The sequence below is a fragment of the Flavobacterium sediminilitoris genome, assembly GCF_023008245.1.
Lineage (GTDB): Bacteria > Bacteroidota > Bacteroidia > Flavobacteriales > Flavobacteriaceae > Flavobacterium > Flavobacterium sediminilitoris.
In genome coordinates this window covers 338641-364510 of record NZ_CP090145.1, presented here as the reverse complement: position 1 = coordinate 364510, position 25870 = coordinate 338641, and the positions used below count along the sequence as shown (strand labels likewise).

Here is a 25870-nt window from a genome sequence, read left to right as displayed (position 1 = left end):
CTCTATTTTTATTAAATGAAACAGAAAATCTGACAAGTAGTATACTTATGATTGCTTGTTAAACAAATATTTAAAAAAATAAAGAAATGAAAAAGCATAAAATATTTTTTGGAGTCTTATTGTTAAGTTCAATGTCTTTTGCGCAAGAAGTAGAAGATGAGCAAACAAATATTCAGAATTATACACCTTCAAAATTATTAGAAAATGGAAAATGGGATATAAAATGGTTTAATAATTTATATACTCAAACCGAAAGAGACGATAATGGAGAAAGAATAAAAAACGAACCACGTCAAAATTATTTTACAACATCCTTAGAAATCTTTACAGGAATAAGTGAAAATAAAAAATTTAATGCAGGTTTTATCGTTGAATTTAGATCTAATACTTTTAATAATCAAGATGTTATAAGTGTTTTTGATTTTAAAAATGCAGTAGGAAAATCGAGAAGTAGTATAGGACATATTGCACCTTCAGTTAAAATATCACCTTTTAATTCATTGCCAAGATTCTCTATTCAAAGTTCGTTTTTTATTCCAACATTTGATAAAGAAAGTAATGAAAATGGTTATTTAGCTCAAAAAAGTTTTATTTGGCAAAATCGTTTTTTCTATGATTATACTTTTCCTGGAAATAAATTTCAACTTTTCTCTGAATTAGGAACTCGTTTTTTCTTTGGAGAAGATAATGTAAATGATAATGGCTCTTTTAATCCAGACGGTGGATTTGCAAATAATAGTTTAGAAGTTGCACCTGGCGTTTTTTTGAGTTACTTTCCAACATATAAATTTACAGTTCTTGGATTTGTTCAGCATGCCCAATTAATCGATTTAGGAAATGAATTCTCACAAAATTATACTGCACTTGGTACAGGAGCAAAATATCAATTAACAAATGTTCTAAATGTTGAACTATTATATAGTAAGTTTGTAAGAGGAAGAGATAGTGGTCTAGGACAATCGTTTAATTTTGGTTTAAGGGCAATTTTTTAATAGACTGTTAGAAATCGAACTATTTTTTTTATCTTCAACTAATAAATTTGCATTTTAATACCTTGTATATGGAACATGTAGTTATAATAGGAAACGGAATATCAGGTGTCACTTTAGCAAGACATATTCGTAAAAAATCTGATAAAAAAATCACAATCATATCTGCCGAAACTGAGCATTTTTTTTCTAGGACAGCTTTAATGTATGTATATATGGGACACATGAAGTTTGAACATACACAACCCTATGAAAATCATTTTTGGAAAAAGAATAAAATTGAACTTGTTTTTAATAAGGTTGAAAAAGTAATTACAACTAAAAAAACATTGGTTTTAAGTGATAATACTCAACTAAAGTATGATAAGTTAGTAATTGCTACAGGGTCAAAATCAAATAAATTTGGCTGGCCAGGTCAAGACTTAGAAGGTGTTTTAGGATTATATCATAAACAAGATTTAGAACAATTAGAACAACTTTCGAAAAATGCAAATCATGCTGTTATTGTAGGTGGTGGATTAATTGGAATTGAATTAGCTGAAATGTTAATATCAAGAAAAATACCTGTAACTTTTTTAGTAAGAGAAACTAATTTTTGGGGAGGAGTTTTGCCAGAAGGAGAAGCTAAATTAATTAATAAGCATATTATAGAACATCATGTAGATTTAAGACTGGAAACCAATTTGAAAGAAATCCTTTCTGATGAAAATGGAAGAGCAAAAGCTGTTGTTACAGAATCGGGAGAAGTAATAGATTGTAATATAGTAGGTTTAACAGTTGGAGTATCGCCAAATATAGATTTCCTGAAAGATTCAGATATAAAAACCAATAGAGGTGTTTTGGTAAATCGCTTTTTAGAAACAAATATCCCAGATGTGTATGCTATAGGTGATTGTGCAGAACAGCATGAACCAATTGGAAATAGAAGAAATATTGAAGCAGTTTGGTATACAGGAAGAATGATGGGAGAAGCATTAGCACAAACATTAACAGGAAATAGAATAGAATATAATCCAGGACATTGGTTTAATTCAGCAAAGTTTTTTGATATTGAATATCAAACTTATGGTTGGGTTTGGGCAAAGCCTAAAGAGTATGAAAAACAATTTTATTGGGAACATACTTCAGAAAAGAAAGCAATAAGGATATCATATCATAAAGATACAAATGAGTTTCTAGGGATTAATACATTCGGAATTAGAATGCGACATGAATTTTTTGATAAAGCTCTTACAGAGAGGCAAAGTGTAGAGTTTGTAATAAATCGTTTAAAGGAGGCTAATTTTGATCCTGAGTTCTTTGCAACATATGAAAAAGAAATCGCTGTACAATTTAATCGCCAATTTCAAACTATAAATGCCTAATAATATGGAAAAATCTACCCAAAATCTAGCAATTACAGCAACAAGTACATCAATTAATGGATTACAAAAAATAGGATTGTTTTTAGGTTTCTCCGGACTTCTAGTTTTAGCTTTAAGTTTTTTTAATATAGAAGCTTTAAACAATTCAGTTTGGTTGACTTTTTCTTTACTAAGTATTACTGTTGGATGCATTGTATATGCAAAAGGTTTATATGCTAATAGACCTGAAGGAATAAGTAATACAGGAGTGTTTTTTAGTAGTTTAAGTTTTAGAGGAACAGTAGCTTGGTTAATAGGAATTATTTTAACCGCATTCTATGTTTTTTTATATTGGTTTCCAGAATATTTAGGATTAGGGCAAAATGGAGCATCAAATACAGGGATTGTTGCGTTTTTTGATCCACTAAGCCTCTTTTTAAACGGAAACGTAGCAAGTCAATGGTTTGTTTATGGAACATTGTATTGCGTTGCTATACTAGGTTTAGGAATTAAATTTATGTATAAATACAGGCATAATAAATATCAATTATTTAGAACAGGTTCTGTAATATTTTTTCAATTAGGATTTGCTTTTCTTTTACCAGAAATATTAGCAAAACTGAATCCATCAGATGCTTATTATGCAAAAGATTTGAAAAACATGTGGCCTTTAAATTATTACTTTTTTGATGAATGGCATGTGAACAATATGTTACAAGGAGGCAATCTGGGAATGTTCATGTTATTATCAGGATTAGCCTTGATTTTTATTATTTCACCTATACTAACATATTTCTATGGTAAAAGATGGTATTGTTCATGGGTTTGTGGTTGTGGAGGATTAGCTGAAACGGCTGGAGATTCATTTCGTCAATTATCAAGTAAGAAAGTCTCAGCATGGAAATTCGAAAGATGGCTAATTCATCTAATTTTGGTATTTTCTTTTGTAATGACTGTGGCTGTTATTTTTACTTTTTTAAATAATAATCCAGAAAAATATTTAATTTCTAAAAACCAATTCATCTACTTTATCGTATCTTTTATAGGAGTCTTCACTTTTGTGTTATACAAATTCAAAAAGAATGATTTAGATACTGATGCAAAGTTTACAATAGGGTCATTATTAGCCATTATGGTATTAGTAATAGTAATGAATTTTTATTCAGGAAATCATAATATATTCTTTTTAGATAGTTATAAATTGCGTGAGTGGTATGGTTTTGCAATAGGTTCAGCTTTTAGTGGTGTAATAGGTGTTGGATTTTATCCAATATTAGGAAATAGAGTATGGTGTCGCTTTGGTTGTCCAATGGCAGCAATTTTAGGACTACAACAACGATTATTTTCTCGATTTAGAATTACAACAAATGGAGGACAATGTATTTCTTGTGGAAATTGTTCAACATATTGTGAAATGGGAATAGATGTTAGATCGTATGCTCAAAAAGGTGAAAATATAGTACGCTCTTCTTGTGTAGGATGTGGAGTTTGTTCCGCAGTTTGTCCAAGAGGAGTATTAAAACTAGAAAATGATTCCGAAAAAGGAAGAATTAATTCTAACGAAATCTTATTAGGTAACGATGTTAATCTATTAGATTTATTAAATACTAAATAATAATGAAAACCTTTATTTTAATTATAACTTTACTATTTGCTTTAAACACAGAACAACATTATGTGAAAAATTATTATTCTAATGGGAAAATGAAAGAAGAAGGATGGATGAATAATGGGAAAAAATGCAAGTATTGGTTTTATTATTATGAGAATGGGAATACAAAACAAGAAGGGCATTATGAAAATAATAAAAAAGTGAATTGGTGGATTTATTATGATAAAAATGGAGAAGTACTAAAGAAAACAGAATATAAAAATAATGTTCCAAATGGATTTTCAATAATATATAGAGATGGAGATGTTGTGAAAGCAGAAAAATATTCTGTTGGGAAAAAAATTAAAGAATGGCATTCAATTGCCGAATTTAGAAGGGATAACCCTAATTTTTAATGAAAAATATTAAAGTAATTATACCTGCCTATAATGAAGAAAAGGCAATTATTAATGTTATAAAAGAAATTCCTGAAATTGTTACAGAAGTTATAGTAGTAGATAATAATTCTACAGACCAAACTTCAAAAGTAGCAAAAGAAGCAGGAGCAACTGTATTGTTTGAGTCTCGAAAAGGATATGGTTATGCATGTTTAAAAGGATTAGAATATATAAAAAACTCAGAAGACAATGTAGATATTGTTGTTTTTTTGGATGGTGATTATTCTGATTATCCTGAAGAGTTAATTAAAATTGTTGATCCAATTTTAAATCAAAATATAGACTTTGTAATAGGAGCTAGGGTTAAAAAACTTAGAGAAAATGGCTCAATGACACCGCAACAGGTTTTTGGAAACTGGTTAGCAACATTTCTAATGAAACTTTTTTTTAATGCTAATTTTTCAGATTTAGGTCCTTTTAGGGCTATTAAATATGAAAAATTAGTAGCTTTACAAATGGAAGATAAAACGTATGGATGGACAGTTGAAATGCAATTAAAAGCATTGAAACAAAAGTTGAATTATACGGAAATTCCCGTTCGATATAAAAACAGAATAGGGGTTTCAAAAGTTTCTGGAACCGTAAAAGGAACAGTAATGGCAGGTGTAAAAATAATAGGTTGGATACTAAAATATACCTTTAAAAAGTAATGACATATTTAATACTTTCTTACATCACATTATTTTTTTATAGTCTTTCCATTATCTTAATTTTTTTCTATAGTTTGGCTCAGTTTAATTTGTTATTGAATTATCTGAAGAACAAGAAGAAAAATATAAATGAAAGCAGAGAAAAATTTGATTTTACTAAAGAATCTGAAATACCTTATGTGACAATTCAATTACCTATTTTTAATGAAAAATATGTAGTAGAAAGATTGTTGAAAAGTATTTCATTGTTAGATTATCCAAAGAATAAATTAGAAATTCAAGTTTTAGACGATTCTACAGACGATTCAGTTATTCAAACTAAAAAGTTTGTTGAAGATTATGCGAAAACAGGATTAAACATTCAACATATAAGAAGACAAAATAGAGTAGGATATAAAGCAGGAGCATTAAAAGAAGGCTTGAAAATAGCAAAAGGAGAATTCATCGTAATATTTGATGCTGATTTTATACCCAAACAAGACTGGTTATTAAAAACAATCCCATATTTTAAAAATGAAAAAGTAGGTGTTGTGCAAACACGTTGGGGACATATCAACAGAGACTTTTCAATCCTTACAAAAATACAAGCATTTGCTTTAGATGCTCACTTTACATTAGAACAAGTTGGACGTAATTCAAAACAACATTTTATCAATTTTAATGGAACAGCAGGTGCTTGGAGAAAAACCTGTATTATTGATGCTGGAAATTGGCAAAGCGATACATTAACAGAAGATTTAGATTTAAGTTATAGGGCACAATTAAAAAAATGGGAATTCGTTTATTTAGAAGAAATAGAAACTCCAGCAGAATTACCAGCCGTTTTAAGTGCTGCACGTTCGCAACAGTTTAGGTGGAATAAAGGAGGAGCAGAAAATTTCCGAAAGATATCTCAAAAAGTAATTGCAGCACATAATATAAAATTAAAAACAAAATTTCATGGATTATTACATTTGTTAAATAGCTCCATGTTTTTGTGTATTTTCACAATGTCTGTTTTAAGTGTTCCAGCCTTGTTTATAAAAAATCATTATCCTCAATTAAATGTTTTTTTTAATATAATGGCATTTTTTGTTATTACATCAATCCTTTTTTTTATTTGTTATTGGTATACATTTAAAAATTTACGTGGTGGTGGCTTAAAAAGTTTTTTAAAATATGTTTCATTGTTTTTTACTTTTTATTCTATTGCAATGGGATTTTCTTTTCAAAATTCAATAGCTGTTTTAGAAGGATTATTTGGCAAAAAAAGTGAGTTTGTTAGAACACCAAAATTTAATATTGAAGCTCTAAAAGACAAATGGAGAGAGAATGTTTATCTTTCTAAAGCAATCTCTAAAAACACTATTGTAGAAGGACTGTTAATGTGCTATTTTTTATTTGGAATGTACAGTGCTTTTGTCTTAGATGATTTTGGATTATTTCCTTTTCATTTAATGTTATTAATAGGTTATGGCTATGTGTTTATTAAATCATTCAAATCCGCATAGTATTGGATAATTTAGTCGCAAAATATAAGAAACTATTTTTAATAATTCTGTCTATTTTAGCTTACATTGGGTTAGGATATTTTGTGCCAAGAGAAAATTTTATCTATTTAGCATCATTATATACGATTACATTTTTATGCTTTTATTATATATATAAGTATAAAATGGAATATGATGATAAAATACTTTTCAGGCTTGGGTTATTATTCCGTTTTTTACTTCTTTTCTGTTTGCCTTTTTGGTCGCAAGATTTTTATCGATTCATTTGGGATGGTCGCTTAATTTTGTCAGAGATGAGTCCTTATGCGTTTAAACCACAAGATATTATAGATTCTGTTGCTATTTCTCAATCAAAAGAATTGTTTGAAGGAATGGGAAGTTTAAGCGCTCAACATTATTCAAATTATCCACCTGTAAATCAAATCCTTTTTGTTATTGCCGCTATTCTTTCGTCAAAGTCTATCTTCTTTTCTGCATTTATCTTAAAGATAATTGTTTTATTAAGTGATGTTGGAATTTATTATTATGGCAAAAAAGTATTGCGAATATTAAAAATAAATCCAAAGCGAATCTTTTTATATTTTCTAAATCCATTAGTTATAATTGAATTAACAGGGAACCTTCATTTTGAAGGAGTGATGTTGCTGTTCTTTGTTATGGGATTGTACTTTTTCTTTTTAGAAAGAGAGATAATTAGTGCTGTTTTAATAGGTTTGTCCATTGCTACTAAATTATTGCCATTATTACTGCTTCCATTCTTTTTTCAGAAATTAAAACTTAAAAAAAGTATAGTTTTTTATAGTATAATTATAGGATTAAATGTTTTGTTGTTTTTACCTTTTATAACAAAAGATTTGATAGCAAATTATTCAGAAACAATAGCATTGTGGTTTGTTAATTTTGAATTTAATGCAAGCTTTTATTATTTATTCAGGGAAATAGGTTTTTATATTAAAGGATATAACACTATTGGAATTATTGGAAAAATCACACCTGTAGTTTCAATTTTGATTATTCTATTCTATTCATTGTATAAAAAAAATATTGATGCTAAAGAAATGTTGACGAATAGTTTAATTGCATTGTCTTTTTATTTTTTTATATCAACTACAATTCATCCGTGGTATTTAATTAATCTAATGCTTCTTTGCATTTTTACAAAATTTCGATTTCCAATAATTTGGGCATTTTTTGTAATCTTGAGTTACTTTGCTTATAGTCAAACTCCTTTTAAGGAAAGCTATGTTTTAATATTTTTAGAATATTTATTTGTTATAAGTTTTTTAATATATGAGAGTTTTCCTAAAATCTTTAAGAATAATAGTGTAAAAATGTTTTAAACTTGGATTGATATATTTTTCTTTTGTATGAAAAATTGACAATTAATTATGTAAAAAGGAATATTATAAATTTAAATATAAAATCAATCTTTGTAACTTAAAAACGATATAATGATTGAAATTACTAGTGATAATGATTTGTTTACTATTTTAAAAGATAACGAATTAGTAATTGTTTTGTTTTATGCAAATTGGTGTAGTCCTTGTCGTAAAATGAAAAAAATATTAAAAAGTATTCATGATGAATTTAAAATGATTAGAATTATCACTATTGATATTGAAAGAGATTCCAATTTGTTTTTGGATAATGATATTAATGTAATACCAATGGTACATTATTATAAAAAAGGACATGTTTTTTCTAAAGAAAGCGGTTTGAAATCTTCTGAATATCTGAAAATGAATATTGAAGCTTTAATAAAAATACCTTTAAACTAGTCAATAAAAATTAAAGTAGTTCTAAAACTCTTTCTAAAGCCATTCCTCTCGATCCTTTTATAAGTATTAAATGGTTTTGAAATAGAGTCCTCTCAAATGACTTTGAGAAATTTTCATAATTGTCAAAAAAATCAAAATTACTATCTCCAATTTTATTTTTATAGAAATCATTACCTATGAAATAACATTTTAATTCTTTTCCAATTAAAGATTCTATGATTTTTTTATGTTCACTTTCACTTTCATTTCCTAATTCAAACATGTCTCCTAGAATTAGTATTTTATCTTCTTTGTCTAATTGTAAGAAATTTGTAATTGCAGCACTCATGCTGCTTGGATTTGCATTATATGCATCTAAAATGATTTCGTTATCATTTTTTTTGATTAATTGTGATCGATTATTTGTAGGAATGTAACTCTCTATGGCTTCTTTTATCAGTAAATTGTCTATGCTAAAATAATTACCAATTGTTATAGCGGCATTGATGTTGTTAGCATTGTAAATTCCTATTAAATTTGAATGTATATTAATAGAATCATACTCAATATTTACCATTGGATTAGCTTCAATGCTTTTTATTTTAATATCACTATTATAGTTTTGAGAAAAAGTATATCTAGTAATTTTTTCTGTTTTAGAAGATTGAAGTTCGTCATCAAGATTTACGAAAGCTATTTTTTCATTTTCATACAAATAATCATATAATTCGCTTTTTCCTTTTATGACACCTTCAATTCCACCAAATCCTTCTAAATGTGCTTTTCCAAAATTTGTAATATATCCAAAATCAGGTTCGGCGATATTACATAAAAATTCAATTTCCTTTTGATGATTAGCACCCATTTCTACAATTCCTACTTCTGTTTCTTTAGTAAAAGACAATAAGGTCAATGGTACTCCAATATGATTGTTAAGATTGCCAATAGTTGCTTTGGTTTGATATTTTTTGGATAAAACAGCATGAATTAATTCTTTGGTTGTTGTTTTTCCATTACTTCCTGTTAAGGAGATAATTTTTAGTTTTAATTGTCTTCTATGGTAATTAGCTAATTCTTGTAGTGTTTTAAGAGTGTCATCGACAAGGATTGTTCTGTTGTCTATAAAGTAGTTTTTGTCATCTATGATAACATATTTTGCACCTTTCTCTAATGCTTGTTTAGCAAAAGTATTTGCATTAAATTTTTCACCCGTTAGAGCAAAAAATAAGTTTCCTTGTTCAATTTTTCTTGTATCAGTTGTAATAGAATTACAATCAAGAAATTTAGAGTAGATGTCTTTAATATTCATATAGCGAAGATAATAAAAAAGCCCTTTTCTTAAAAAGGGCTTTTTTATAAAAAATAAATATTTTTTTAGAATTTAGGATTACCTCTAGGAGTCTTTTTATTTGACTTAGGACCTACTTTTGACATTGCATTTCTAAATCCAATATAATCAGTAGCCATATCTTGAGGGAAATATCTTCTTGAAGCTGGGTCTAACCAATATGCTCTATCTCTCCAAGAACCACCTTTGTAAACTCTTACATCGTCATTTACTAATGTTGTTCTTTTGTCAGACTTGTCATATTTTTTGATAATTTGACCAGCGCTATCAACAGATATTGAATGCTTTGGTGATTCATACATTCTTGTTTTATCGTCTTTTTTCTCTCCTTCTTCTTCATCAGAAGTGTTAAAGTTGAAATAACGAGTTGAAGGTTTATCACCATCTCTATAATTTCTATTATCAGAAGTAGAGAAGTTTTGTCTTAAATATGTTTCGTTATCATCTACAGGAACTTGTGCAAGTTGTCCTGGTAAATTTCTAGCCATAATTCTACCATTACTTAAAGTGTCATAGGTAATATTATCAGCAGTTACGATTTCTGTAGATCCATCTTCACCAATTTTGTTTTTCATATAAACATTTCCTCTATAGTAGTTGAAGTCATTTGCTTCATCGTCTACCATTGGTCTGTAAACATCAGCAACCCATTCTGCTACGTTTCCAGCCATGTCATATAAACCAAAATCATTTGGCGGGTAACTTTTTACTTTATTAGTAATATCAGCACCATCATCACTCCATCCAGCAATTCCTCCGTAGTCTCCTTTTCCTTGCTTAAAGTTTGCTAATTGATCACCTCTAAATTGTCTTTTTCCTGAACGAGTATATTGCCCACTCCAAGGATATTTCTTTTGTCCTTTGTATATGTTGAATTCTCTACTTCCTACTAGTGCGATTGCTGCATATTCCCATTCAGCTTCTGTTGGAAGTCTGTATTCAGGTAATATTAAGCCAGAATTTCTTTGAGCATATACATTTTTAGCTGTGTCAGCTACTTCTTTTTTACCACCATTCATTTCTCTTTTGTAAACAATGTCTTCGTTTCCACCAAAAGTTTGTCTTGGTGCAGCAAGATATGTTTCAGTGTTGAATGAAGACTCAGCAGTTACATCTGTACCTAATTTGATTTTTGCGTCTTTTTTCAAATATCCATTTTTTTCTAAGATATTTTCATTAACGCGGTCTGTTCTCCACTTACTAAACTCTACAGCTTGTATCCAATTAACACCTACTACTGGGTATTCTGAATAAGCAGGGTGTCTTAAGTAGTTATTAGTCATGGTTTCGTTATAACCTAAACGATTTCTCCATACTAATGTATCAGGAATTGCACCTGTGTATATATTCTTGTAATTTTCTTCTGTTGGAGGGAAAACCGTTTTTAACCAGAATAAATATTCTGTGTACATTAAATTAGTCACTTCGGTTTCATCCATGAAAAATGATTGCACATGCTGTTGACTAGGAGCATTGTTCCAATCATGCATTACATCATCCTGTACTTTTCCCATTGTAAAAGTTCCTCCTTCTACAGGAACCATTCCTGGAGGAGTTTCTTGTTTTGAGAATTTAGAATTGTGTTGAAATCCACCATTCTTGTCATTGATTTTCCATCCAGTTGCTCTAGAACCACCTTTAGTCCCAGAACTTTTGCTACAACTGGTAAAACCTATAGCTATTGATAATATCAATAAAGCTTTCATTGTCATAATTTTCTTAATTTTCATACTCTAGTAGGTGTATAAATTTGAGTCGCAAGATAGCAATTATGTGTTAAATTGCAACATGTTTTTAAAAAAATGTAAAAAAAAATTAATTTTTTGTTAAAACTGTCTATATGCTAACGTATAAATTTATTTTTTATTATAAATAATAGGAATATGATAAATATTTTTTTCTATTTGTAATATTAAAAAATATATTACGTTTTATACATAATGAAAAAAATAACTGTATTTATATTTCTTTTACTTGGATTATTTGTTTTTTCTCAGAATCAGCAAACTATAGCTATTCAATGGGAAGGAAGTGTTTCGTTTGACGAGCAGGATTTTACTGTTAAATATCCAAGTTTTAAGGGAGAATTTTATAATTTAAATGTTGCTTCAAGGTCTCTTTTGTATAAAAAAGAAGAGTTTGTTACGAGTTTAATTGATGAAAGTTCTTTACAAATTTCAAATATAAGTTATAAATCTATTTCAGAAGAAGAACTTTTAAATCTTGATAAAAATAAAATACCAACTTCAATAAAAGCTGAAATTGAATCTGTTATTGCAAGAGGCCAATATGTGTCTTTATTCAGTTTTTCACCTATAATAAAGGAAGGGAATGATTATAAGAAAATAACTTCATTGTCTTATAGCTATAATTTTAAGAATTCTAATTTAAATAAAGGGGGTAATAGTCTTTTTGGTGTGCAAAGTGTTGAAAATTCGGTACTTTCTTCTGGGAATTGGTATCGTTTTTATGTAGAAAAATCAGGAGTCTATATAGTTTCTAAAACGTTTTTACAAAGTCTAGGGCTTGATGTTAATGTTGATCCAAGAAACATTAAGATTTATGGTAATGGAGGAAGAATGTTACCTTTGTTGAATAGTGCGTCATATCCAATAGATTTGGAAGAAAATGCTATTCAATTTATAGGAGAAGATGATGGTGTTTTTAATGATTCAGATTATATATTGTTTTATGCTGAAGGGGTTGATACATGGAATAAAGAAAGTTTGACTAAAAATAATTTATTTGCTGATAAATCCTATTATTATGTAACTTCTTCAGGTGGTCAAGGAAAAAGAATTCAGAATGCATTAGAGCCTGTTGGTGCTCCCGATTTTAGTTTCTCAAAATTTGATGATATAATTATTCATGAAAGAGACTTGGTTAATGTTGGGAAAGTAGGAAGAAGGTGGTTTGGAGAACAGTTTAATATTGATGATGATCAAGTTTTTGATTTTGAAATTCCTAATATAGATGTAAGTGTTCCAGTTGCAATTAAGGTTAATTTGGCTTCTAAATCATTTGGATCTGCTTCTTTTAGTGTAAAAGCGAATAACCAAGTTTTGGGTAATGTCCCTTTTCAAATAGCTACTGGAGGAGCATTAGGTTATGAAAATATTTTAAATGCTAATTTTAATGCAGTTTCTTCAAGTGTTTCTATTGGTTTGAAATATAATAATGGAGGTGTTCCATCTTCAAATGGGTATTTAGATTTTATTATGTTGAAAGCAAAACGAAATCTTCAAGGCTATGGAAAGCAGTTTTTCTTTTTTAACAATCAAGAATCTAATAATATTGGAGTTGGAGAATATCAAATTGCTAACGCTTCTGGTATTACCCAAGTTTGGGATGTAACAGATATTTTTAATGTTAAAAAATATTCAAATAACGGACAATCTAATTTTTCTTTTAAAGTTACGCTTGGTTTTGAGAAAAAATATATTGGAGTTGATGCAAGCGATTATTATAGGCCATCTAAAGAATCAAGCTCTCAAGTTTTAAACCAAAATTTAAAGGGCACTATATTTAATGATAATCAAGGAGTTTTTCAAGATATAGATTATTTAATAATCACGCCATCATCATTGATTAGTCAAGCTGAAACTTTAGCAAATTTTCATAGGAATTATTCCAATTTGATTGTTAAAGTTGTTTTATTAGAAACAATTTATCAAGAATTTAGTTCTGGAAAACAAGATGTTGCCGCTATTCGGAATTTTGTAAAATATGTTTATTGGAATGCTTCTTCTCCTGATAAAAGAGTTAAATATCTTAATCTTTTTGGAGATGCATCTTATGATTATAAAGATAGAGTAGTGAATAATACAAATATTGTTCCTGTTTTTCATGGATTTAACCCAAATGCTAATGAAGTAAATAATTCTTCTAATATGTCTTTGTTTATTTCATTTATGTCTGATGATTTTTATGGACTAATGGATGATAACGAAGGGCCAATGGTTAATAGTATTGATGGAATAGATATTGCAGTTGGAAGAATGTTAGTGTCATCATCAGTTCAAGCTCAAGAAATGGTAAATAAAGTGATTGAATATCATAAAGAAGAGTCTTATGGAAGATGGAGAAATAATTATGTTGTATATTCAGATGATGCAGATACTCAAGGAGATTCACAATTGCAATTTGCATTAAATGCTTTAGCAGATGATTTAGTTGCGGCAAAACCATTTGTCAATGTCAAGAAAATTCATACAGATGCTTATATTCAGCAAATAGCAGCAGGAGGAGAACGTTATCCAGATGCTAAAAATGATTTTTTAGATGCAATGCAATTAGGAGCGTTAGTGTTTAATTATTTAGGACATGGAAATGAAGAGTCTCTAGCAAGAGAGAGATTGTTTGAAAAGCTAGATGCTCAAAATTTAAATAATCATTACCGATATCCGTTGTTTATTACAATAACTTGCGATTTTACTCGTTTTGATGATCCAAACAGGTTTTCAGGTGGAGAATATTTATATTGGAATCCTGCTGGAGGAGCAATAAGTACAATTGCTACAACAAGAGAAATAGGGGTAACAACTGGTTTGGTGATGAATGATTTGTTAAATGAGAAATTATATGCTTTCGGTTCAGATGATTATCCGACTATAGCAGAGGCTCTTAGGCAAGTAAAACTTCAACCAGGAACATCAAGTAATAGAAGAGTTGTTTTTTATATTGGTGATCCTGCTTTAAAATTAGCTGTTCCAAAACCTAAAGTTGTACTTACTGAAATAAATGATACACCTGTGGCTTCGTTTACTGGAACCTTTCAAGCGTTAAGTTTAATGAAGATTAAAGGTGCTTTAGTTGATGAAAATGACGCTGTAATTACAAATTATAACGGAGATTTAGCAGTTCAAATCTTTGATAAAGATATTAATAGAACAACTTTGGGTAATAATGGAGTAGTTAATGGTGCGGGACAATTAATTACAATGGATTTTACAACGCTCGGAGAAACAATCTTTAGAGGTAATGCGTCATTAAATAATGGGATTTTTGAATTAAGCTTTGTAGTTCCTCAGGACATAAGAATACCTGTTGGAAATGGAAAAATTAGCTTTTATGCTAAACGTAATAATCCAATGTTAGAAGATCAAGCTGGATATAGTAGAGATATTCTTATAGGTGGTGTTAATGTTAATGCACCAACAGACGAAACACCTCCTACTGTTAGACTGTATATGAATGATGAAGGATTTGTTTCAGGAGGAATTTCAAATTGCTCGCCTATATTATTAGCATTTCTTGAGGATGAGCACGGAATTAATACAGCAAGTGGAATTGGACATGATATAGTGGCTATTTTAGATGGCGATGAATCAAATCCATATATACTAAATGATTATTACGAAACAGAAAATGATGATTTTACAAAAGGAAAAATTAGATATCAGTTTAGAGATTTATCTCCAGGTTTGCATACAATAGTTTTTAAAGCGTGGGATGTTTATAACAACCTTGTTACAACAGAGATTCAATTTAATGCAGTATGTGGAGATGATAACCTTACATTAGAAAGAGTATTGAATTATCCAAATCCTTTTGTGAGCTATACAGAATTTTGGTTTACACATAATAGGCCTTTCGAACCTTTAGATGTTCAGGTACAAATTCTAACTATTACTGGAAAACTAATAAAAACAATAAATCAACAAGTAATCACGGATGGTTTCTTATGTAGAGAAATAAAATGGGACGGAAAAGATGACTTTGGTGATAAAATAGGAAAAGGAGTTTATATTTATAAATTAACTGTGCGTTCGGCAAATAATGGAAATCGAGCGGAAAAATACGAGAAACTTGTAATACTATAATAAAATATTATATTTGTCTAATTAATTTAATGTCAGGAATGAGAAAAATTGCATTTTTACTACTAATAGCTTTAACGAGTCACTATACTATAGCCCAAGAAAGGGTTATTACTACTGGAGTTCCATTTTTATTAATTGCAGCAGATGCAAGATCAGCAGGAATGGGAGATATGGGTGTGGCTACGTCAGCAGATGCGTATTCGCAACAACATAATCCAGCAAAATATGCCTTTTCTTTAGAAAAACAAGGATTTTCATTGAGTTATACACCATATTTGACAAGTATCGCAAATGACATTTCATTAGGTCAAGTTACATATTATAATAGAATTAACGAAAGAAGTGCTTTTGCAGGTTCTTTACGTTATTTTGGATTAGGAGATATTCAATTAACAAATGCGCAAGGTGATTTATTGAATACGGTAAGTCCAAATGAATTTGCGTTAGATGGTTCTTATTCGCTTAAACTAAGTGAACGTTTTTCAATGGCAGTTGCAGGAAGATTTATAAGATCAAACCTTAAAATTGCTACAGATAATAATGATGCTTCTGCTGCTTCTACATTTGCAGTTGATGTTGCAGGGTATTATCAATCTGAAGAATTAGCATTTGATGATTTTAATGGTAGATGGAGAGCGGGATTCAATTTTCAAAATTTAGGACCAAAAATCAATTATGATAATGATAATTTAGATGAAAATTCAAACTTTTTACCTTCTAATTTACGTTTAGGCGCTGGTTTCGATTTTATTTTTGATGAATATAATAAAATTGGAGTTTCTGCGGAAGTAACAAAATTATTAGTGCCAACTCCTCCTTCTAGAATTACTGAGGTAAATGAAGATTTAAATAATGATGGTACTATTGATGACGCAGATGTTCAAGTAGCAAATAGTAATGCGATATTAGATTATAAAAAAACAGGCTGGGTAAGTGGTCTTTTTAAATCCTTTGGAGATGCACCAGATGGTTTTTCAGAAGAATTAAAAGAATTTACTTATGCATTAGGTGCTGAATATTGGTATCAAGATTCCTTTTCATTAAGAACAGGATATTTTCATGAAAGTGAAACAAAAGGAGCAAGAAAATATTTTACTCTAGGAGCTGGTTTTAAATATAACGTTATGAAAATTGATGTTTCTTATTTATTCTCAGCATCAAAAGTTAGAAACCCATTAGAAAACACATTACGTTTTTCTCTAACATTCAATTTTGGAGATAAATATGATGAATTATAGAAATTAATATATAAAAATAAAAGCATCCAAATTCTTAATTGAATTTGGATTTTTTTTCCTTATTTATGAAGCAAATTACAATTACAACAACGTTCTCTGTTTACGAATCATTAAAAGAACTTAATCAAGAAGATAGTGCTTTGATGATACAAGCAATAAAAGCAAGAAAAAATGCTTATTCTCCTTATTCAAAATTTAATGTAGGTGCTACAATTTTATTAGATAATGGAGAAGTCGTTCATGGTTCAAATCAAGAAAATGCTGCATATCCTTCAGGATTGTGTGCAGAAAGGGTAGCTATTTTTTATGCTGGAGCAAATTATCCAAACGCAAAAGTTTTAAAATTATTTATTTCAGCATCTCCAAGTGATAGAGAACTAGAAGAACCTATTCCTCCTTGTGGAGCATGTAGGCAATCTATTGCAGAATATGAAATTAAGCAAGAACATGATATTGAAATCTTTTTTATGGGTGGAAGTGAAGGCAAAATTTATAAATCAAATTCTTTGAAAAATTTACTCCCTTTACTATTTGATAAAAAATATTTGTAATATCTCTATGGTTTTTACAGCATTCCAATAAAAAAAGTAAAATTGATAAGAATTAATTTTTTCAATAAGGTTGGATGTAGTATTTTTGCTTTTTGTAAAATTTTACAAAGTGAAAGAACCAGTTTGTAAAAAATTTCAATTTAACAAAATAAACCAAATGAAGCCAATAACAAAAGAAGTTTACCTTAAGTGGTATGAAGACATGCAGTTATGGAGAAAGTTTGAAGATAAACTTGCTGCACTTTACATTCAACAAAAAGTAAGAGGATTTCTACATTTATATAATGGTCAGGAAGCAGTTTTAGCTGGTGCTTTGCACGCAATGGATTTGTCTAAGGATAAAATGATTACAGCTTATCGTAATCACGTTCAACCTATAGGAATGGGTGTAGATCCAAGAAGAGTTATGGCTGAACTTTTAGGAAAAGCAACAGGTACTTCTCAAGGATTAGGAGGATCAATGCATATTTTTTCAAAAGAACATGGTTTTTATGGTGGACATGGAATTGTAGGAGGTCAAATTCCTTTAGGAGCAGGTTTAGCATTTGCAGATAAGTATTTTGAAACCGGAGGAGTTACAATGACTTATTTTGGAGATGGTGCAGCTCGTCAAGGTTCATTGCATGAGACTTTTAATATGGCAATGAATTGGAAACTTCCTGTGGTTTTTATAGTAGAGAATAATGGATATGCTATGGGGACTTCTGTTGAAAGAACTGCAAATCATACCGATATTTGGAAATTAGGTTTGGGTTATGAAATGCCTTGTGGGCCAGTTGATGGAATGAATCCAATAAAAGTTGCTGAAGCAATGCATGAAGCAATCGAAAGAGCGCGTCGTGGAGATGGGCCAACATTCCTTGAAATGAAAACATATAGATATAGAGGACACTCAATGTCTGATGCACAACATTATAGAACAAAAGAAGAAGTTGAAGAATACAAAAAAATAGATCCAATTACACAAGTTTTGGATATTATTAAAGAAAATGGATATGCTTCAGATTCAGAAATAGAAGCAATCGATCAAAGAGTAAGGGATTTAGTAGAAGAATGTGAAAATTTTGCAGAAGAATCTCCATACCCAGATTTAAGTGTGATGTATGACGTAGTCTACGATCAAGAAAATTATCCATTTTTATCTCATAAATTATAATACTATGGCAACAGTAATTACAATGCCTCGTTTGAGCGATACAATGACAGAAGGAACTGTAGCAACATGGCTTAAAAAAGTAGGCGATAAAATTAATGAAGGTGATATTTTAGCCGAAATTGAAACGGATAAAGCAACGATGGAATTTGAATCTTTTAATGCTGGAACGTTATTACATATTGGAATAAATGAAGGTGAAACGGCTGCTGTAGATTCATTATTAGCAATTATTGGTAAAGAAGGAGAAGATATCTCAGGAATATTAGCAGGAGATAAAACATCTGCTACTGAAGAGAATACAAATGTTGAAGAAAAGAAAGTAGAAACAAATGACGCTGTTACAATTCCTGAAGGAGTAGTTGTTGTTACAATGCCTCGTTTGAGCGATACAATGACAGAAGGAACTGTAGCAACATGGCTTAAAAAAGTAGGTGATAAAATTAATGAAGGTGATATTTTAGCCGAAATTGAAACGGATAAAGCAACAATGGAGTTCGAATCTTTTAATGCTGGAACTCTACTTTATATTGGAGTTCAAGAAGGAGATTCTGCACCAGTTGATACAATTTTAGCAATATTAGGACCAGAAGGAACTGACGTTTCTAATATAGTTGCTAATTATAAAAATGATTCAGGTAATAATTCTGCTGAGGAAGTAAAAACTGAAACTAAAACAGAAGAAAAAGAGGCTGTAGTTTCTAATTCTAATACTTCAGTTTCTGAAACTAACTCAGGTGGTAGAATTTTTGCTTCTCCTTTAGCTAAAAAAATAGCTAAAGAAAAAGGAATAAATTTAAGTCAGGTTAAAGGATCTGGAGAAAATGGAAGAATTGTAAAGTTAGATGTTGAGAATTTCACACCATCTTCTGTAGTAACTAAATCAGTTGAAACGGAAGTTTCTCAAGCTACTTCAACAGTTGCAAATGTGAAACCATTTGTTCCAGCAGGAGAAGTATTCCAAGAAGAAATTAAAAATTCGCAAATGCGAAAAGTAATTGCAAAACGTTTAGCAGAATCTAAATTTACTGCTCCACATTATTATTTAACAATTGAGTTAGATATGGATAATGCAATTGCTTCAAGAGGATTAATTAATGCTCTTCCAGAAACTAAAGTTTCCTTTAACGATATGGTTGTTAAAGCAAGTGCTATGGCATTAAAAAAACATCCTCAAGTAAATTCACAATGGAAAGACGATGCAATGATTATTAATCACCATGTAAATATTGGTGTTGCTGTAGCAGTAGAAGACGGATTAGTAGTTCCTGTGTTGAAATTTACAGATCAAATGAGCTTATCTCAAATAGGAGCAAATGTTAAAGATATGGCTGGAAGAGCGAAAACTAAGAAAATTCAACCAGCAGAAATGGAAGGAAGTACATTTACTATCTCTAATTTAGGTATGTTCGGAATACAATCTTTCACTTCTATTATTAATCAACCAAATTCAGTTATTTTATCAGTTGGAGCAATTGTTGAAAAACCAGTAGTAAAGAATGGTCAAATAGTTGTAGGAAATACAATGACTGTTACTTTAGCTTGTGATCATAGAACAGTTGATGGAGCAACAGGAGCTCAGTTTTTACAAACTTTCAAATCATTTATGGAAAACCCTGTTACCATGTTAGCATAAAAAACATAATTACAATATATAAAAACTGTCTAAATAATTTTTTAGGCAGTTTTTTTATGATATTAAATTATTTAAAAAAGGAATAGAGATAAAAAAAACGAACTATTTAAAATAATTCGTTTTTTAAAATCTAACAATTAAAAATTATGGCAATTAATCGTCATCTTCATCATAATAATGTCTTTTGTGTTTTTTATAATGTTTATGCTTATAAACCTTTTTATATGATGGTTTGTGATATTTTACTCTATGAGTTTTAAAATGAGTATAAGGTCTATGACCATGATAATCAATAGCCACTCTGTAACCTCTATTTACATCATAATCTCTGCAGTATCTTGGTAAATATCTTGATCTTACCCAATTATTAGACTCATAATAAATGTAAACAGATGAATGAGTGTCATAATAAGCCTCAATTTCTGGGTAATAATAATATTCAACCTCTTCATAGTGATTGTGAACTTCAGGATGTGAATTCACATTGATACTAATTGCAACTTTTTGAGCATTACTCTGTAATGAAAATAGTATTACAAATGTCGCTGCAAATATTTTAAAACTTTTTCTTAAACTTCCTAAGTTATTTTTAAATGTATATTTCATAAGGCATCTTGTTTGTTTTCTTTTAAACTAAAATCAATTATTGTGCCAAAAACAAACTTTCATTTTTTTTTGAAAGTTTAAAAACTTTTATATACATTTGTAGTATCAAATTAAAGAGATAATAAATGCAATTTAAAGAGGCTAAAAATAAATTCGTTCAAACATGGGGAGCACTTGGCTCTCAATGGGGAATTAATAAAACTATGGCTCAAATTCATGCTTTGTTAATGGTTAGTAATGAGCCAGTTTCAATGGAAGATATTATGGAAGAATTGCAAATTTCAAGAGGGAATGCAAGTATGAACATTCGCGCTTTGATGGATTGGGGAATTGTTTATAAAGAATATAAAGCAGGTGAACGTAGAGAATTTTTTATAGCTGAAAAAGATTTAGACGAATTAGCTGTAAAAATTTCAAGAGAAAGAAGTAAAAGAGAAATAAAACCAACATTAAAAGTATTAAAAGAAGTTTCATCTATTGAAGCCTATAAAACGGAAGAAGAAAAACACTTTATAGAACAGACGGGCAAATTATATGAATTTGTTTTAAAAGCAGATAACGTTTTAGATAAAATTACCGAGTATAAAGACAATTGGTTAGCCAAACTAGTTGTAAAAATAATGAAGAAATAAAGAAAAAAATTTAATCAAAACTTTCATTTTTTTCTGAAAGTTTAAAAATAAAAAAAAGCATGAAAACAATTCTTAAACTAATAAAAGGCATAAATATAGTAGCTTTGTTATTATTACTATTTGGAGCTTATGGGCTGGTTTTTACGGGAATATTGCAAGTTTTAGCTGCTATTTTATTTCTGATACAATTTCCAAAAAATAAATGCATATATGTATATTTTACCTTAGTAATAGTCTTTTTCTGTCTTTGGGATGGTAGTTTTAATTGGCTATTCTCAATACCGATTTTTTTGATCTTTTTCTTAACTTTTATTATTCATAAACAAAATACAATGAACATGAGCTTTTTAACTGCACAATGGAAAAATTTAGCTTTAATTAATTATGAAATTGACGCTTCAATTTTGGAAAAATACCTTCCAAAAGGGACTGAAATAGATTTTTATAACGGAAAATGCTATGTAAGTTTAGTTGGCTTTCTCTTTCAAGAGACCAAATTGTTGGGATTTAAAATTCCATTCCATGTTAATTTTGAAGAAGTTAATCTTCGGTTTTATGTAAAACGTTTTGAAAATAACGAATGGAAGAGAGGTGTGGTATTTATTAAAGAAATTGTTCCAAAATATGCCTTAACTCTTGTTGCTAATACAATTTATAAAGAGCACTATCAAACACTTCCAATGAATCATAACATCATATTATCTGAAGGAAAAATGGATATTGGATATCAATGGAAGTTAGATAACAAATGGAATTCAATTGATGTAACAGTTAAAAGCAAATTACTTCCTATTGAGGAGAATACAGAGGCAGAGTTTATTTGCGAACATTATTTTGGTTATACTAAATTTAATAACAATACAACATTTGAATATGAAGTAAAACATCCTAGATGGAAGCAATATGAAGTAATTAGAACAAAAATTAATGTTGATTTTGAAAATGTATATGGAAAGGAATTTGCCCATTTAAAAGAAATGAAACCAAATTCAATAATTCTAGCAGAAGGTTCTGAAATAAGTGTTGAAAATAAAAGGAAAATAAGATGAAAACGCTAAACAACCATACACTTCTTTATGATGAAGATTGTCCATTATGCAATATTTATACTTCTGGATTTATTAAAGTAAAAATGTTAGATGAAAATGGACGTAAATCATATGCTTCTATAATTAAGGAAGAACAAAATTATATCGATTTTAATAGAGCAAAAAATGAAATAGCTTTAGTTGATACCCAAAATAAAAAAGTTTTTTATGGGATTGATAGTTTACTAAAAGTAATTGGAACTTCATTTCCTTGGATAGAAAAAATAGGAAATTGGAAACCAATAAATTATGGACTAAAAAAAGTATATAAATTTATTTCTTATAACAGAAAAGTAATTGCACCAAGTGTAATTAAAAATAAAAATACAACGGAATGTGTTCCTGATTTTAATGTAAAATATAGAATGTTTTATATTCTATTTGCAAACTTTTTTACTGCAATTATATTGTTTCAATATGCAAAAATGATTACACTTTTACCTAAAGCTAATTTTGGAAGAGAAATACTTTTAGCTATTGGACAAATTGGATTTCAATATTTGTTTATTCAAAAATTAGATAAACAAAAACAACTTAATTATATAGGGAACTTAGTTACAGTTTCAGTAATGGGAAGTTTAGTCTTATTGCCAATTTTATTATTAAACCAATTTGTAATTATAAATGAATATCTAATTTTAGGTTGGTTTGGATTAACTGTAAGTATAATGATATTAGAACATTTCAGAAGAATTAAACTTTTAGAATTACCAAAGTATTTAACAATGACTTGGGTTTTATATCGAATAATAGCATTATTAATCATTTTAAATAGTTGAAAATGAAAAAAATAGTCATAGTAGCAGGAACAGGGTTTTTAGGACAAGTTTTAGTGAATTATTTTAATAATAGTTTTGATGAAATTGTGATTCTAACAAGAGGAAAATCAAGAATGAGAAATAATATTAAATATGTTAATTGGAACACAGTGTCATTAACAGGTTGGGAAAATGAATTAGAAAATACAGAAGTATTAATCAATTTAGCAGGAAAATCAGTAGACTGTCGTTATACAAATAAGAATAAACAAGAAATATTAAAATCAAGAATTGATAGTACTAAAATATTAAATGAAGCCGTTTTAAAATGTAAAAATCCACCAAAACATTGGTTAAATTCATCTACAGCAACGATATATAGACATTCTGAAGATAAGCAAATGACAGAAAACAATGGAGAAATAGGAAATGATTTTTCTATGAATGTAGCTAAAGCTTGGGAAAAAGCTTTTTTTGAAACAGAAACACCAAATACATTAAAAACAGCCTTAAGAACCTCAATAGTATTGGGAAAAAGTGGAGGTGCTTTTGCTCCATTAAAAAGATTAGTACAAACAGGTTTTGGAGGAAAACAAGGTAATGGTAATCAATTTATAAGTTGGATTCATGAATATGATTTTGCAAGAGCTCTCGATTTTGTAGTTCAAGAAAAAATGATTGGAATTGTAAATATTGTAGCACCAAAACCAATTAAAAATAAAATATTTATGAGCCGATTAAGAAAATCAGTTAAAGTATCAATTGGTTTGCCAATGTCAATATCACTTTTAAAAATGGGAGCTAAAATTATTGGTACAGAATCTGAATTAGTTTTGAAAAGTAGAAACGTAGTTCCAGAACGGTTGCTTCAAAAAGGATTTCAATTTCAATTTGATACTATTGAGAAAACATTTAAGAATTTAGTGTCATAACAAACTTTAATATCATTGATAATATAATTTATTTTCGATAGTCTTTTTTATCCTTCTAAAAAATAAAGAAAATAACAATTAACTCTTTAATAAAAAAGATATGACAGTTATACACATTACTACTGAAATAAAAGCTCCAATATTTACGGTATTCAATAATTCTAGAAATATTGATTTGCATCAAAAATCAGCTAGTCAAACGCAAGAAAAAGCAATTGCAGGAGTTACATTAGGATTAATAGAAAAAGGAGAAACAGTAACTTGGAAAGGAAAACATTTTGGGATTTATATTCAACATCAAAGTATCATATCTGAAATGGAATTTCCTACTTATTTTATAGACGAACAATTAAAAGGGCATTTCAAATCATTTAAGCATCAACATTTATTTGAACAAAGAGAAGGTACTACAATAATGCAAGATATTTTGCAATATGAAACCCCATTTGGAATATTTGGAAAATTATTTGATTACTTTCTGTTAAAAAAACACCTTACTAAATTTCTTCTATATAGGAATCAAGTTTTAAAAAATACTTCAGAAAATGAAAAGTTTAATTGAATATTGATTTTTTGCGAATGTTTATTTCTAAAGGAAACCAGAAATAGCCATATAAATTTTGTTGATTACCATTATTATCTAAATTGTAAACTGAAAATATAATTTTAAATTTATTTTTCCCGAAAGAAGCAATAGTAGATTCAAACCAGATAAAATTTTGATTAGTATTAGTTATAGCTAGATCATTATCAGTATTTAAATAACTTGTAACAATATTTCTAGAAGTACAAACTGATGTAAACAAATTAGAAGTTTCTTTTTTTGTATTAAAGTTTTCAATTTCATTTAGCATAATACTATCAGACGAATTTCCATCAATAGAAATCCCTGAAATAGAAATTTTATGATTTTTTTTTGCCTGAAAAAAAACAGAATGTAGAGAATCAGGTAATTTATGATTCGTTTTTTTTGGATAGATAGCAAACCAAGTCGATTCATCTATTTTAATAGGTTCATCATAGTTAATATTTGGATTTGTATATCTTTTTTGAATTTCAACGGTATCAATTACAATCAAAATTTTAAAAATAGACTGTTGAGTTATTGTAGACATCATCATAATAATATATATTTAAATTTAGAAAACACGAACTAGATTTCTCATGTTCGTGTTCTCAATTAAGACCTTATGTTTAATAAAGTTGATGAAAAACTAGGTTGGAACAACAACTTGTGGATCCCAATAGTAATATCCATATAACTCTTGTGTTTGTCCATCACTAGCAAGAGTATAGACAGCAATGTAAACATAGAAGTTTTCAGTTCCGCCTCTAGCAATTTTAGAATCATAACTTGTAAAATTCTGAGTTGTTAAAACAGGTGGAATACCATTTTGTTGTTCAGGATTAGGCTGAACAGCTCTATTTCGAGTAACAATATTAGTAGTAAATGTATTAAAAACTTTATCTCCTTTCCAGTACTCAATTCCATAAAGAATTACTGAATCATCAGAATTTTGTTGAATTGATGTGCCTCTAAAAGAAACATTATCTCCAACATTAGCTTTAAAACTCAAATCTGCTGTTCCTTGACCAGAAACAATTCCTCTAGGACTATAGCAAATCATATATTGACTGTTATGATTTATACCTTGAGCTTTTTTAGGGTCAGTATTCTTTGGAAAATTATTTTTGATGTACTCTGTGTCTATGACTACAAGAACATCGATCTGTGCCGATGAGGCTGCTAAACTTTGACTCATAATTTGTTTGTTTGTTTATTTATTTGTTTCCTTACTCATAAGGCTTTTCAGGTTTTCGCCTCGTT

Annotated in this window: 23 protein-coding genes; 18 read left to right on the top strand and 5 right to left on the bottom strand. The window is 28.9% G+C overall.

Annotation, left to right across the window (positions count from 1 at the left end):
* Positions 1 to 86 precede the first annotated feature (86 nt).
* The 8 genes from LXD69_RS01780 to LXD69_RS01745 all read left to right on the top strand — a co-directional run bounded on the left by LXD69_RS01780 (position 87) and on the right by LXD69_RS01745 (position 8299).
* Entirely contained in the window at positions 87 to 992 is a 906-nt protein-coding gene (locus LXD69_RS01780) for a hypothetical protein (RefSeq protein WP_246917004.1), read from the top strand.
* Positions 993 to 1060: 68 nt separating this feature from the next.
* Positions 1061 to 2353 carry an NAD(P)/FAD-dependent oxidoreductase gene (locus LXD69_RS01775; RefSeq protein ID WP_246917001.1) on the top strand — a complete coding sequence of 431 codons (1293 nt, stop codon included), beginning with the start codon at positions 1061 to 1063 and terminating at the stop codon, positions 2351 to 2353.
* A 4-nt stretch (positions 2354 to 2357) separates the two neighbouring features.
* Entirely contained in the window at positions 2358 to 3947 is a 1590-nt protein-coding gene (locus tag LXD69_RS01770; protein ID WP_045969299.1) for a 4Fe-4S binding protein, read from the top strand.
* 2 nt (positions 3948 to 3949) lie between these two features.
* Entirely contained in the window at positions 3950 to 4339 is a 390-nt protein-coding gene (locus LXD69_RS01765) for a toxin-antitoxin system YwqK family antitoxin (protein ID WP_045968740.1), read from the top strand.
* On the top strand, positions 4339 to 5031 hold the full coding sequence (locus LXD69_RS01760; RefSeq protein ID WP_045968737.1) for a glycosyltransferase family 2 protein: 693 nt from the start codon (positions 4339 to 4341) through the stop codon (positions 5029 to 5031). Before LXD69_RS01765 ends, LXD69_RS01760 begins: the two co-directional genes overlap by 1 nt.
* The gene (locus tag LXD69_RS01755) at positions 5031 to 6521 is read left to right on the top strand and encodes a cellulose synthase family protein (RefSeq protein WP_246917000.1); all 1491 of its coding nucleotides are present in this window, start codon (positions 5031 to 5033) and stop codon (positions 6519 to 6521) included. Before LXD69_RS01760 ends, LXD69_RS01755 begins: the two co-directional genes overlap by 1 nt.
* Positions 6522 to 6523: 2 nt before the next feature.
* Complete coding sequence (mptB, locus tag LXD69_RS01750; protein ID WP_246916997.1) at positions 6524 to 7861, top strand: polyprenol phosphomannose-dependent alpha 1,6 mannosyltransferase MptB; 1338 nt, start codon at positions 6524 to 6526, stop codon at positions 7859 to 7861.
* Between the two features lie 111 nt (positions 7862 to 7972).
* Positions 7973 to 8299: a thioredoxin family protein gene (locus tag LXD69_RS01745; protein WP_246916994.1), complete on the top strand. Its 327-nt coding sequence runs from the start codon at positions 7973 to 7975 to the stop codon at positions 8297 to 8299.
* 10 nt (positions 8300 to 8309) lie between these two features.
* Here LXD69_RS01745 and LXD69_RS01740 read toward each other — a convergent pair whose 3' ends face one another.
* Together LXD69_RS01740 and gldJ are read right to left on the bottom strand one after the other, a co-directional pair.
* Positions 8310 to 9587, bottom strand: coding sequence for a UDP-N-acetylmuramoyl-tripeptide--D-alanyl-D-alanine ligase (locus LXD69_RS01740; protein ID WP_246916992.1), 1278 nt, complete (start codon positions 9585 to 9587; stop codon positions 8310 to 8312).
* A 65-nt stretch (positions 9588 to 9652) separates the two neighbouring features.
* Positions 9653 to 11356 carry a gliding motility lipoprotein GldJ gene (gldJ, locus tag LXD69_RS01735; RefSeq protein WP_246916988.1) on the bottom strand — a complete coding sequence of 568 codons (1704 nt, stop codon included), beginning with the start codon at positions 11354 to 11356 and terminating at the stop codon, positions 9653 to 9655.
* 210 nt (positions 11357 to 11566) lie between these two features.
* Between gldJ and porU the strand changes: the two genes are divergently transcribed.
* The 5 genes from porU (at position 11567) to LXD69_RS01710 (ending at position 20026) form a co-directional block, all read left to right on the top strand.
* Entirely contained in the window at positions 11567 to 15448 is a 3882-nt protein-coding gene (gene porU / locus LXD69_RS01730; RefSeq protein ID WP_246916985.1) for a type IX secretion system sortase PorU, read from the top strand.
* 38 nt (positions 15449 to 15486) lie between these two features.
* Positions 15487 to 16686, top strand: a complete 1200-nt coding sequence (porV, locus tag LXD69_RS01725; RefSeq protein ID WP_045969298.1) for a type IX secretion system outer membrane channel protein PorV — start codon at positions 15487 to 15489, stop codon at positions 16684 to 16686.
* Positions 16687 to 16751: 65 nt separating this feature from the next.
* Positions 16752 to 17237 carry a cytidine deaminase gene (locus LXD69_RS01720; protein WP_246916983.1) on the top strand — a complete coding sequence of 162 codons (486 nt, stop codon included), beginning with the start codon at positions 16752 to 16754 and terminating at the stop codon, positions 17235 to 17237.
* Positions 17238 to 17394: 157 nt separating this feature from the next.
* Complete coding sequence (pdhA, locus tag LXD69_RS01715) at positions 17395 to 18393, top strand: pyruvate dehydrogenase (acetyl-transferring) E1 component subunit alpha (protein WP_045969296.1); 999 nt, start codon at positions 17395 to 17397, stop codon at positions 18391 to 18393.
* Between the two features lie 4 nt (positions 18394 to 18397).
* A complete protein-coding gene (locus LXD69_RS01710) occupies positions 18398 to 20026 on the top strand; it encodes a pyruvate dehydrogenase complex dihydrolipoamide acetyltransferase (protein ID WP_246916981.1) in 1629 nt (542 codons plus the stop codon).
* Between the two features lie 153 nt (positions 20027 to 20179).
* Here LXD69_RS01710 and LXD69_RS01705 read toward each other — a convergent pair whose 3' ends face one another.
* Entirely contained in the window at positions 20180 to 20632 is a 453-nt protein-coding gene (locus tag LXD69_RS01705; RefSeq protein WP_246916978.1) for a hypothetical protein, read from the bottom strand.
* A gap of 125 nt (positions 20633 to 20757) precedes the next feature.
* Between LXD69_RS01705 and LXD69_RS01700 the strand changes: the two genes are divergently transcribed.
* The 5 genes from LXD69_RS01700 (at position 20758) to LXD69_RS01680 (ending at position 24604) form a co-directional block, all read left to right on the top strand.
* Positions 20758 to 21264 carry a GbsR/MarR family transcriptional regulator gene (locus LXD69_RS01700; protein WP_246916975.1) on the top strand — a complete coding sequence of 169 codons (507 nt, stop codon included), beginning with the start codon at positions 20758 to 20760 and terminating at the stop codon, positions 21262 to 21264.
* A gap of 338 nt (positions 21265 to 21602) precedes the next feature.
* Positions 21603 to 22313 carry a YqjF family protein gene (locus LXD69_RS01695; protein WP_045969294.1) on the top strand — a complete coding sequence of 237 codons (711 nt, stop codon included), beginning with the start codon at positions 21603 to 21605 and terminating at the stop codon, positions 22311 to 22313.
* Positions 22310 to 23131 (top strand): DUF393 domain-containing protein, encoded by an 822-nt coding sequence (locus LXD69_RS01690; RefSeq protein WP_246916974.1) that lies wholly within the window; start codon positions 22310 to 22312, stop codon positions 23129 to 23131. Before LXD69_RS01695 ends, LXD69_RS01690 begins: the two co-directional genes overlap by 4 nt.
* 2 nt (positions 23132 to 23133) lie before the next feature.
* Positions 23134 to 24042, top strand: coding sequence for a TIGR01777 family oxidoreductase (locus tag LXD69_RS01685; RefSeq protein ID WP_246916971.1), 909 nt, complete (start codon positions 23134 to 23136; stop codon positions 24040 to 24042).
* 100 nt (positions 24043 to 24142) lie between these two features.
* Positions 24143 to 24604 carry an SRPBCC family protein gene (locus LXD69_RS01680; RefSeq protein ID WP_045968708.1) on the top strand — a complete coding sequence of 154 codons (462 nt, stop codon included), beginning with the start codon at positions 24143 to 24145 and terminating at the stop codon, positions 24602 to 24604.
* Here the strand turns inward: LXD69_RS01680 and LXD69_RS01675 are convergent.
* Together LXD69_RS01675 and LXD69_RS01670 are read right to left on the bottom strand one after the other, a co-directional pair.
* Positions 24597 to 25163 carry an AidA/PixA family protein gene (locus LXD69_RS01675; protein ID WP_246916968.1) on the bottom strand — a complete coding sequence of 189 codons (567 nt, stop codon included), beginning with the start codon at positions 25161 to 25163 and terminating at the stop codon, positions 24597 to 24599. The genes LXD69_RS01680 and LXD69_RS01675 overlap by 8 nt on opposite strands.
* A gap of 93 nt (positions 25164 to 25256) precedes the next feature.
* Positions 25257 to 25805, bottom strand: coding sequence for an inclusion body family protein (locus tag LXD69_RS01670; RefSeq protein ID WP_045968705.1), 549 nt, complete (start codon positions 25803 to 25805; stop codon positions 25257 to 25259).
* Positions 25806 to 25870 lie beyond the last annotated feature (65 nt).

Excerpts from the sequence above, each read along its gene's own strand:
- LXD69_RS01780 (WP_246917004.1), top strand. The coding sequence starts at position 87 with ATGAAAAAGCATAAAATATTTTTTGGAGTCTTATTGTTAAGTTCAATG.
- LXD69_RS01775 (WP_246917001.1), top strand. The coding sequence starts at position 1,061 with ATGGAACATGTAGTTATAATAGGAAACGGAATATCAGGTGTCACTTTA.
- LXD69_RS01770 (WP_045969299.1), top strand. The coding sequence starts at position 2,358 with ATGGAAAAATCTACCCAAAATCTAGCAATTACAGCAACAAGTACATCA.
- LXD69_RS01765 (WP_045968740.1), top strand. The coding sequence starts at position 3,950 with ATGAAAACCTTTATTTTAATTATAACTTTACTATTTGCTTTAAACACA.
- LXD69_RS01760 (WP_045968737.1), top strand. The coding sequence starts at position 4,339 with ATGAAAAATATTAAAGTAATTATACCTGCCTATAATGAAGAAAAGGCA.
- LXD69_RS01755 (WP_246917000.1), top strand. The coding sequence starts at position 5,031 with ATGACATATTTAATACTTTCTTACATCACATTATTTTTTTATAGTCTT.
- LXD69_RS01745 (WP_246916994.1), top strand. The coding sequence starts at position 7,973 with ATGATTGAAATTACTAGTGATAATGATTTGTTTACTATTTTAAAAGAT.
- LXD69_RS01740 (WP_246916992.1), bottom strand. The coding sequence starts at position 9,587 with ATGAATATTAAAGACATCTACTCTAAATTTCTTGATTGTAATTCTATT.
- gldJ (WP_246916988.1), bottom strand. The coding sequence starts at position 11,356 with ATGAAAATTAAGAAAATTATGACAATGAAAGCTTTATTGATATTATCA.
- porU (WP_246916985.1), top strand. The coding sequence starts at position 11,567 with ATGAAAAAAATAACTGTATTTATATTTCTTTTACTTGGATTATTTGTT.
- porV (WP_045969298.1), top strand. The coding sequence starts at position 15,487 with ATGAGAAAAATTGCATTTTTACTACTAATAGCTTTAACGAGTCACTAT.
- LXD69_RS01720 (WP_246916983.1), top strand. The coding sequence starts at position 16,752 with ATGAAGCAAATTACAATTACAACAACGTTCTCTGTTTACGAATCATTA.
- pdhA (WP_045969296.1), top strand. The coding sequence starts at position 17,395 with ATGAAGCCAATAACAAAAGAAGTTTACCTTAAGTGGTATGAAGACATG.
- LXD69_RS01710 (WP_246916981.1), top strand. The coding sequence starts at position 18,398 with ATGGCAACAGTAATTACAATGCCTCGTTTGAGCGATACAATGACAGAA.
- LXD69_RS01705 (WP_246916978.1), bottom strand. The coding sequence starts at position 20,632 with ATGAAATATACATTTAAAAATAACTTAGGAAGTTTAAGAAAAAGTTTT.
- LXD69_RS01700 (WP_246916975.1), top strand. The coding sequence starts at position 20,758 with ATGCAATTTAAAGAGGCTAAAAATAAATTCGTTCAAACATGGGGAGCA.
- LXD69_RS01695 (WP_045969294.1), top strand. The coding sequence starts at position 21,603 with ATGAGCTTTTTAACTGCACAATGGAAAAATTTAGCTTTAATTAATTAT.
- LXD69_RS01690 (WP_246916974.1), top strand. The coding sequence starts at position 22,310 with ATGAAAACGCTAAACAACCATACACTTCTTTATGATGAAGATTGTCCA.
- LXD69_RS01685 (WP_246916971.1), top strand. The coding sequence starts at position 23,134 with ATGAAAAAAATAGTCATAGTAGCAGGAACAGGGTTTTTAGGACAAGTT.
- LXD69_RS01680 (WP_045968708.1), top strand. The coding sequence starts at position 24,143 with ATGACAGTTATACACATTACTACTGAAATAAAAGCTCCAATATTTACG.
- LXD69_RS01675 (WP_246916968.1), bottom strand. The coding sequence starts at position 25,163 with ATGATGATGTCTACAATAACTCAACAGTCTATTTTTAAAATTTTGATT.
- LXD69_RS01670 (WP_045968705.1), bottom strand. The coding sequence starts at position 25,805 with ATGAGTCAAAGTTTAGCAGCCTCATCGGCACAGATCGATGTTCTTGTA.